A 9,028-nucleotide genomic window follows, 5' to 3' on the forward strand; every position below is an offset into this window, starting at 1 on the left:
GATCAGGGCACTGCCGGCGGCCAGGGTGGTCTGCGTGTGCACGACGCCACGGGGTGCGGCGGTGGTGCCGGAGGTGAACACGACGACCGCGGGCCGGTCGGGATCCTGGACGGGGATCGGCGGCGGGGTGTGTGACGCGGTCAGACGCGACAGCGGCAAGGAATGGCGGGGAACGCCGGGCAGACGGCGGCCGGTGTGCAGGTGGCGGGCCACGCCGAGAGCGGCGAAGTCGGGGAGGATCAGCCCTTTGCGACGGACGGCCTCGCGCAGGGGCCGGGTGGTGAGGGTGTGGAGCAGGGCCTCGGCGGCGGCCCAGGGCGTACCGCCGCCAGCACCGCCGCCAGCACCGACACCAGCACCGCCGCCAGCACCGCCGCCAGCACCGACACCAGCACTGACGAGGGCGCCTCGCACGGCGAACAGCTCGCGGCCCGCCCCGGGATCGGCGACGACGATCGTGGCGCCCGCCCCGAGGACGGCGAGGCCCGCGATGAGGGCGTCGGGTCCGGGGCGAATGGCGAAGTAGACGGGGTCGCCGGGGGCGAGTCCGGCGTCGGCCAGGGACTGGCGGGCGGAGGCGGCGCGGCGGGCGAGTTCGGCGAAGGTGAGGGTGCGGCCGCCGGAGTCGATGACCGCGGTCGCGTCCGGCCGGGTGCGCGCGTGCTGGAGGATCGGGGCCAGCAGCGGGTTGGCCTCGGCGACGTACGCGGTGACGTACCCGGACGACTCCGTCGACTCGGTGGCGGGCTCGATGGCGGGCTCGGTCATGCGGCGCGGACCTCCAGCAGGCGATAGGCGGGAATCAGGACCCGGCGGGCGGCGGCGCGGCGTTGGATGCTCAGCGGTCCGGCGGACAAGACAGCCTGGGTCAGGGTGCGGATCTCGGCGAGGGCCAGCGGTGCGCCGATGCAGTAGTGCGGGCCCGCGCCGAACCACAGCCTTCGGAGGTCGGCGGTGGGCCGCCGTCCCTGCCGGATCGCCTCGGGGTCGAAGGGCCCTGCGGCGCGGGTGCAGGTGACGGTGCCGATGATGACCCGGTCACCGGCCCGGAGGCGGACGCCGCCGACGCGTGCCGGGGCGACCACCGATCGCAGGGTGGCCGGGGTCGGGGCCATGACGCGCATCGCCTCGTCGATGGCCAGGTCCAGCCACGACGACTCGGCCCCGTCCGGTTCTGCCGCCGCGCCGGTCACCGGGCAGGCCGGCTCGCGCGCGGCCCGCGCACCGCCCTGCCCCGGTGCCGGAGAGCCGGCGAGCCCGTGGTCGCACAGCATCGCGATCACGCGCGGCACGGTCGTGGCGACGGTTTCGGTGCCGGTGAGGAAGAACGCTGCGGCGGCGCCGAGCGCCTCGTCCTCGCTGAGCCCGAGCTCGGCCATCCGGCCCATCGCGGTGCCCGGATCCCCGGCCCGGTAGGCGCGGGCGGCCGGTTCGACCAGCCGCGTGAGCACCTGCTTGGCCCGGGCGACCTGATCGGGCCGCAGCTCACGGGTCGTGAGCCTGACCATGGCGACGATCTGCTCCCCGGCCGCGAACAACTCCAGGCAGGCGCGGTCGGCGCCCGGGCCGTCCGGGATCGGGAAACCGATCAGTTCCGCGATGACCCGGGACGCGGCGATCTTCGTCGTGCGCACGAGGTCGACCGTCTGCCCGTCGCGCAGACGCGCGGTGACGTCGTCGCCCATCGGTTTCAGCACCCTTGCGCACAGTGCCGCGGCGGCGGCCGGGGTGAACAGTCCGGCCAGTTTCGAGCGTAGCGCGCGGTGTTCGGCGCCTTCCATGTTGAGCAGCACCGACGGCCCGAGTACCGGAGTCCACAGCGCGCCGGAGGATCCGGGGCCGTTCTTGACGAACCGCTCGGTGTCGGTCAGAACCTGCCGCGCGAGGGTCGGTGAGCTGACGAGCGCACCGACACCGGGAACGCGCACGGCCGGGGCGAGCTTCCCGAGGCCCGTCAGCAACGGGTAGACGGCCGGATGCGCGCTGAGGTAGAGACGGTGCTCCCAGCGCCGGGCGAGGCGCGCGCCGCCGGTCGCCGGCCGGCTCACCGGATGTCCACTTCGTCGGGGGCGTAGCGGTGGTCGGCGTACCAGGCGAGGGTGCCGGCCAGGCCGTAGGCGCGCAGGCGGCGGACGGAGCCGGCCACGCGCATGCGCCGGGCGCGTCCGTAGGCGGTGCTGACCCGACGGACGCGGTTGACCAGGGTGCGGTCCTCGTGTTCGTGCTCGATGGCGGTGCGGGGGAAGCCGCCGCTGCGCTCGTACAGAGAAGCGGTGATGGCCATGTTGCAGCCCGGGCACATCATGTAGGGGCCGAGATAGGACGGGTCGCGGTTACCGGGGCGGAGCTTGCCGAACCAGGCCGCGACGGCGACGACGGACGGCAGCAGCCAGCGCTCCCAGGCTTTGAGGCGGAATTCGTCGGTGCGGGGCCGCAGCGGCCCGGTGACCAGTTCGAGCCCCGTGGCCAGGGCGGCGCGTGCGGCGGCGGTCCATCCGGGGGCGGGCAGGCAGTCGGCGTCGGTGCGGGCCAGGAGGGTGGCGCCGCGGGCGATGGCGTGGCGCATCCCGGTGTCGGCGGCGCAGCCGGTGCCCTTCTCGTCTTCCGTGGTGAGCCGGAGGTCGAGGGCGGGGTTCGCGGCGGCGAAGGCGCGGACGACGTCGGCGGTGGCGTCGGTGGAACGGTTGTCGACGACGAGGACCGTGAAATCGCGGTCCCGCTGCGCGGCGAGGGCGGCGAGGGTCGCGGGCAGGGAGCGTTCCTCGTTGTGGGCCGGGATGATCACCCACAGGCTTCGCGCCGGCCGGCCGGCGATGTCCGCGGCACCGACCGTCCCGGCGATGGCGGTCGTGTCGGCTGTACCGGCGGTATCGGCGGTGTCGTTCACGCCTCACAGCTCCGCGAATATGACGCCGAGGCTGACGCCGCCGGCCAGGCCGATGAGGGCGATGCGGTCGCCCGGGCCGCAGCGTCCGGTGGCCACCGCCTTCGCGAGCTGGGTCGGGAGCGTGCAGGAGACGAGGTTGCCGTGGTCGGGCAGGGTGAGCACGAGTTTGTCGGCGGGGATGTCGCTGCCGGTCAGGAACGTGTCCAGCAGCGGCATGGTCACCTGGTGGACGAGGATCGCGGCGAAGTCGTCCCAGGAGCGCCCGGTGGCGGCCAAGGCCTCGTCGAGCAGGCCGCGGCCGAGTCCTTCGAAGGCGTTCTTGAGGCGGGTGCCGTCCATATGGAAGTAGGAGTACTCCTCGTCGCGGGGGTGGGCAGTGCCGCCGCCGGGAAGAGTACCGACGTGCCAGGCGCGGGAGTCGGCGCTGAAGGAGCGATGGAATATGCCGCCGACGCCCGAACTGCTCGAACTACCCGAACCGCCGTCGCCGCTGTCACGGTCGTCGCCGTTGGGGACAGCCTTCAGCAGCACGGCGGCGCCAGCGTCGGAAAGCGTGTAGCCGGGGAAGGACTGGACGAACTGTGCGAAGTCGCGCACGTTCCAGCGCACGGCGATCGACGGCATCTCACCGGTACAGATCAGTACCGTGCGGTACTGGCCGGTGCCGATGAGGGCCTCGGCGACCTGGATGGCGTTCAGGACGCTGTTGCAGGCGTTCTTGACGTCGAACACCGGGCAGGCGGCGCCCAGCTTGGCGGCGGTGATGTGGGCGGTGGCCGGCTCGACCATGTCCTGGGAGGCGGAGGCGAACAACAACAGGTCGACCTCCTCGACGGCGGTGCCGGTGTCCGACAGGAGCTTGGCGGCCGCGGCGACGGCCAGGTCCGAGGCGTTCCAGCCGGCCGGCGCGTGGTGCCGGCGGCGGATGCCGCTGACGGCCTCGATGAGGCCGGGGCGGGGACGGAATCCGTGGGCGGCACTGGCCTCGGCGATGCGCCGTTCGACCTCGGCACTGTCGGAGGTCTCCTCCGGCAGGTATGAGGCGGCTCCCGCGATCCGCGCGTACATCGTCGATCTCATGACCCCAGCATGAGGCCGATCGTCGCGGCGCCGCACCGGCTCTCCTACTCAGTTACCGCCATCCGGTACTCAGATCGTCCTGGGTGCCGCGTCGGCTACCGACCGCTGTCGCCGCTGCCGGATACTCGGACCTCAGAATCCTGGGAAACGGGGGGAAGCTTCATGTCGGCCGAGCGACACGAGAATCGTCTGTTGAGGGCCAGCCAGCCCGCGCTGTGGGCGCTGTTGAAAGCAGCCGGGACGCCGCTGGTCGGTCCGGTGCGCAAGGTGCCGCGGCTGGGGTGGGTGGTGACGGATCCGATACTGGCCCGGAACATCCTCAACGACCACGGCCACTTCACCCTGCTGGGCGAGGGCGGGGTCGGGCACCTGTGGCAGCAGGTCCTGGGCGACTACGTCCTGCGGATCTTCGACGGCCCCGGCCACGCCGACCTGCGCAAACGCGGACGCGACCTGTTCACCGACGCGAACTCCGGCCCGCTGGTCGAAGCGGTCGCCGGGCCCGTGGTCGACGCGATGGCCGAGCGGCTGGCGGCCGGGGCGACGGTGGACGTCGCGCGGACGGCGCGCACGGTCGTCGGGCGGATGATGGCCGACCTGCTGGGCCTGCGCATGCCCGACGACGCGCCGGACGCGGCATACCTGGAGGTGTTCGCCACCGGGGAGCGACTGGCGTCCCTGGCACTGGGCTCGACCGCGTCGACGGTGTTGAAGCCGCAGACCGTGGCCGAGGCGAAGACCATCATCGCGAAGCTGACGCGCGACGTCCCCGAATCGTACGCGACCGCGCCGCCCTCGACGCTGCTGGGCCGCTGCCGCGAGGCGGGCATCTCGCTGGAGGAGGCGCGCGGGCTGGCCAGCCTGCTGCTGGTGGCCGGGACCGAGACGGCGGCCAGCGCGATGGGCCGGACCGTGGCGCTGCTGCACGACACCGGTCAGCAGCACGCGCTGCTCGGCGACCGGTCGCTGCTGGCCGACGCGGTGCGCGAGGGGCTGCGCGTGACGACCCCGGCGCCGGTGATCGGCCGGCACGTGTCACAGGACGTGGAGATCGGCGGACGGCGGATGCGGTCCGGCGAGCGGGTCCTGATGCTCACGTACACGGCGAACAACGCCGCCGGCCGCTTCGACCTGCGGCGCCCGTACGACCCGGAGACGCGACAGCTGTGGTTCGGCGGGGGAAGGCACCTGTGCCTGGGCGCCCCGGTCGCCCGCGCGGAGGTGGCGCGGATGCTGTCCGGAGTGCTGGCGTCGGGGCGGCCGTACCGGGTGGTGGAGCGCCGGTACGCGCGCGGGGTGCTGATCCCGTCGTACGCGAGCTTGCGGATCGCTGTGCTCTGATGCGGGTGGTGGCGGGGGAGCGATGCCGGCATCAGCCGCAGGGTTCGTTGATCGACTGCGGTGGGTGGATCACCTCGGCGTGTTAGGGCCGTGTTAGGCGCCGATTCCATAATCGTGATCGTCCTGTTGGGCAGTGCCACCAGAAGCGGGGCTTTCGCCATGTCGCGATCCGTCAACGAGGCGGCGATCACGTGTTCCTGACCATGCAGACGACTATGGACCTGCCTGCCCCGGACCGCTTCCCGTGGTGGCGTGAGCAGTTGGCCAAGGCCACGGTTCCGACGGTGGTCAGCAGTCCGCACGCCGCGGATTTCCGTGCCGAAGTGATGCTGGCGCGGATGGGGCCGGTCGACCTGTCCATCCTGACCCACCCCGAGGCGCGAGCGGTGCGTACACCGGCTCTCGTGCGCCGTTCCGATCCGGGGGTCTACGGGCTCTGCCTGGTGACAGCGAACGACGTCCACCTGGCCCAGCGCGACCGCGAGTGCCGAGTGGGACCGTCCGACCTGCTGCTCTACGACACTTCTCAGCCCTATGACGCCCGCGCGCTGCCGGGCCCTGGGGCCCGGCCCGGCGGGATGTTGGTTCTGCAGCTGCCGAAGGACGCGCTGCCGCTGCCTCCGCAGCGACTGAACCGCCTGCTCGCGCACCGGATGCCCGCCGGCACCGGGATGAACGCGATCCTGGCCGCCTACCTCACCAGGGTCGCTGCGGCCATCGAGAAGGCGGAAGTGACCGAGCAGGAGGCCGGGAGGCTGGGGGAGGTGGCGTTCGATCTGGCCGTCGCCGCCCTCGCCTCTCAGATCGACGCCGATGATCTGCTGGCCCCCGAGACCCGCGGGCAGGCGTTACTCGCCCAGATCGAGGCCTTCATCGAGTACAACCTCGGCGACCCGGACCTGACCCCCGCCGCGATCGCGGCCCGTCACCACATTTCCGTGAGCTACCTGCACAAGCTCTTCCAGCCGCGGGACCTCACCGTCGGTGCCTGGATTCGCCGTCGGCGCGTGGAGCACGCCCGGGCAGATCTCACCGATCCACGGCTCCGCAGTCACTCCGTCCAGCTGATCGGGGCGCGGTGGGGCTTTCGCCACGCGGCGCACTTCAGCCGTGCGTTCCGCAGCGTCTACGGCATGCCTCCCAGTGATTACCGCCGCCGGGTGTAGGGCTGGGAGTAACAGCGGGCCGCTGACAACGCGAGTGCCGACGAGTTGGAAGGCGCAACGATTCCCCGGTTGTTTCATCATGTTTCACGGCCTCGAATGAAACGCAGTGAATTCGTCCCCTGTCTGTCCACGGTCGACCTGAAACGTCGGCTGTAACATCCGTGGCGTCATTGACCTGGTACGCGGCGTGCGGCGAGCATCCGATGCATCAGCACTCTGACACCTCCGGAAAGGGACAGACATGCGTAGATCTCTTCGCACCGTCGCCGCCGCCTTCACCGCTGTGACCGCCGCCGTCGCCGCACCTGCCGCCGCGGCTGCGCAGAACACCCGTGCCGCGGCTCCCAACCCCTACGGGGACCCGCACTTGGTCTCCATGTTCGACGGCACGAGCCTGACCGGGTGGACGCAGGCAGCGGCCGGTGAGTGGTCCGTGGTGGGCGGCGCCATTCACGGCAATGGCACCGCGCGAGGCTGGATCTACTACAACGTGCAACAGGCCGGCACCTTCCGCTGGATCTTCAACGTGCGCCAGGTCAGCGGTAACCATGCGCCGACCGTTCTGATCTGGGGCACGACAGCCCCGCTGCGCGATGCGCTCAGCGCGATCCAGTTCCAGCCGCCGAACGGTGGCCACTGGGACTACCGGCCGGGGCACAACAACGGCGGCGGCAGCGAGTTCAAGCAGCTGTCCCACACGAAGATCCCGGTCGCCGCGTGGGCCCAGTGCGAGATCATCGCCAACCAGTCCACCGGCATAGCGCGGATGGCCTGCTGCCCGCTCGCGCCGGGCGCGGCCACTTGCAAGGCGACCGAGGTGCTGGACTTCAAGGATCCGACGGCCGGCCGCGTCGGCCCGCTGGCGATCCAGGTCCACAACGCCGGGATCCACGACGAGTACCGGAGCCTGTATCTCGAATCGCCGGTGGTGCAGAGCCCTGACGCGTTCATCACGACGAAGTGAGCGAGTCGCGTCGCTACGAGGTCTGATTCGCCCTCTCGTTGAACAGGCTCACAGTCCCGGCGGCGGAGCGGTCGATGTGCCGACCATCAGTCGCACGGGCAGAACGCACCATCGCGGCGCGGCTGCGGAGGATTCGGTGGCGGCCCGCAGCAACGCCATCGCCGTCCGGCCCGCGCGGCCGAGAGGTGGGACGACCGTCGTCAGGCGAGGAGTGCCGGCGGCGGCCAGCGGGACGCCGTCGAAGCCCGCGACGCTGATCCGCCCCGGGACGTCGATCCGCAGTTCCCGCAGGCGCACCAGGGTGCCGAGCGCCATGAGGTCGTTGAACGCGATGACGGCGGTGACGTTCTCGCGCAGCGCGCGGTCGGCGATCTGGGCGCCGGAGGTGAAGTACGGCGGGTACCGGCCGAGGTCGACGACGCGCAGACCCGCCGCCTGACTGGACACCGCGAGGCCGCGCCGGCGCTCGGCGTCGGCGAACGAGGCGCGCGGGCCGCCGGCGTAGCCGATCCGCCGGTGGCCCAGGGACGCCAGGTGCGCCACCATGCGGCGCATGCCGTCCAGGTAGTCGACGACGACGCCGGGCAGCCCCGGGATCAGGCGGTTGAACAGCACGGTACGGCCCGGGATGCACAGGGCTCGCAGACGGTCGTCGGGCAGGCGGGACGACAGCAGGACGAGGGAGTCCACCTGGCCGGCGATCATGCGGATCAGGTCGGCCTCGGCGGCCGGATCCTCCGCGGCGTCCAGGGACAGCACGTGCTGTCCGGCCGGCACCGACGCCGAGCGCATTCCGTACAACACCGCCGGATAGAACGGGTTCGCCAAGTCGGGGAGCACCGCGCCGACGAAGCCGATGCGACCGGCAGCCGACGCCGCCGACGCCACCGCACCGGCGGACCGCGGACGGCGCGAGGGGTAGCCCAGGCGGAGCGCCGTGTCCACGACCCGGCTGCGGGTGCGTTCGGCGACCAGGTGCGGGCTGTTCAGCGCCCGCGAGACGGTCGCGATCGACACCTCGGCCTGCCGCGCCACCTCGCGGATAGTCGCTCCCATCCTTGGGGCCTTTCGCTCGTGGCCGTGTAGTGCCGTTCGTGAGCGCGCGATTCGTCTGACCATCATGCCCTGCGACGGCGCGAATCAACCCCTCTGCCGCACGATGCTCGGACCCGGTCCCGGTGGCAGGACCGGGACGATCCCGATCACCTCGGGTCACCGATGTAACACACTGAAACATCGGATGGATGCCAGGGTTCTGATCGCGCCAGGACTTCGCTCGCGGACGTAGTAGTCGGCGCTGTTGACCTGGGTGTGGGTGCTGGTGGCGGGTGGGTGTGGCAGGTGCGGTTGGTTTGTGGGTTTTAAGGGCTTTTTACGGCTTCGCGCATGGTTGGATGGCCTCGCTGGGGGACGCAGTTCGGTTCAGCCCCGCACGTTGCGCTGGCGGCCGCCGGTTGTCGTGGGCACGACCGCGCGCCGGCTCGGGTGGTGGCGGGTGTGGTGTTGGCGGGCGGTGGTGTTCGTGTTCAAGGGCGCCTCCGGCGGCGCCTGCGCGGCGAGCGGCCTCGGCTCGGAGGGTGGGGGGTCGCG

Annotated in this window: 8 protein-coding genes; 3 read left to right on the top strand and 5 right to left on the bottom strand. The window is 71.8% G+C overall.

The window, feature by feature from the left end; genetic code table 11:
* The 4 genes from GWK61_RS50125 to GWK61_RS50140 form a co-directional block, all read right to left on the bottom strand.
* Nucleotides 1–768, bottom strand: a 768-nt coding sequence (locus GWK61_RS50125) for an AMP-binding protein (RefSeq protein WP_194920945.1), incomplete at its 3' end; no start/stop codon positions are given.
* Nucleotides 765–2,048, bottom strand: a complete 1,284-nt coding sequence (locus GWK61_RS60325) for a cytochrome P450 (protein WP_194920948.1) — start codon at nt 2,046–2,048, stop codon at nt 765–767. The genes GWK61_RS50125 and GWK61_RS60325, both read right to left, overlap by 4 nt.
* Entirely contained in the window at nt 2,045–2,785 is a 741-nt protein-coding gene (locus GWK61_RS50135; protein ID WP_194920955.1) for a glycosyltransferase, read from the bottom strand. Before GWK61_RS50135 ends, GWK61_RS60325 begins: the two co-directional genes overlap by 4 nt.
* A 105-nt stretch (nt 2,786–2,890) precedes the next feature.
* Entirely contained in the window at nt 2,891–3,967 is a 1,077-nt protein-coding gene (locus GWK61_RS50140; RefSeq protein WP_228564286.1) for a 3-oxoacyl-ACP synthase III family protein, read from the bottom strand.
* A gap of 192 nt (nt 3,968–4,159) precedes the next feature.
* Between GWK61_RS50140 and GWK61_RS50145 the strand changes: the two genes are divergently transcribed.
* The 3 genes from GWK61_RS50145 (at nt 4,160) to GWK61_RS50155 (ending at nt 7,438) form a co-directional block, all read left to right on the top strand.
* The gene (locus GWK61_RS50145) at nt 4,160–5,308 is read left to right on the top strand and encodes a cytochrome P450 (protein WP_228564287.1); all 1,149 of its coding nucleotides are present in this window, start codon (nt 4,160–4,162) and stop codon (nt 5,306–5,308) included.
* A 215-nt stretch (nt 5,309–5,523) separates the two neighbouring features.
* Nucleotides 5,524–6,474, top strand: a complete 951-nt coding sequence (locus tag GWK61_RS50150; RefSeq protein ID WP_194920951.1) for an AraC-like ligand-binding domain-containing protein — start codon at nt 5,524–5,526, stop codon at nt 6,472–6,474.
* A 241-nt stretch (nt 6,475–6,715) separates the two neighbouring features.
* Complete coding sequence (locus tag GWK61_RS50155; RefSeq protein WP_194920953.1) at nt 6,716–7,438, top strand: 3-keto-alpha-glucoside-1,2-lyase-like domain-containing protein; 723 nt, start codon at nt 6,716–6,718, stop codon at nt 7,436–7,438.
* A gap of 48 nt (nt 7,439–7,486) precedes the next feature.
* On the opposite strand, the gene GWK61_RS50160 is transcribed toward GWK61_RS50155, so the two are convergent.
* Nucleotides 7,487–8,494 (bottom strand): LacI family DNA-binding transcriptional regulator, encoded by a 1,008-nt coding sequence (locus GWK61_RS50160; protein ID WP_194920954.1) that lies wholly within the window; start codon nt 8,492–8,494, stop codon nt 7,487–7,489.
* Nucleotides 8,495–9,028: the final 534 nt, after the last annotated feature.

The organism is Catenulispora rubra, from assembly GCF_015356825.1.
In the GTDB taxonomy this organism is placed as follows: domain Bacteria; phylum Actinomycetota; class Actinomycetes; order Streptomycetales; family Catenulisporaceae; genus Catenulispora; species Catenulispora rubra.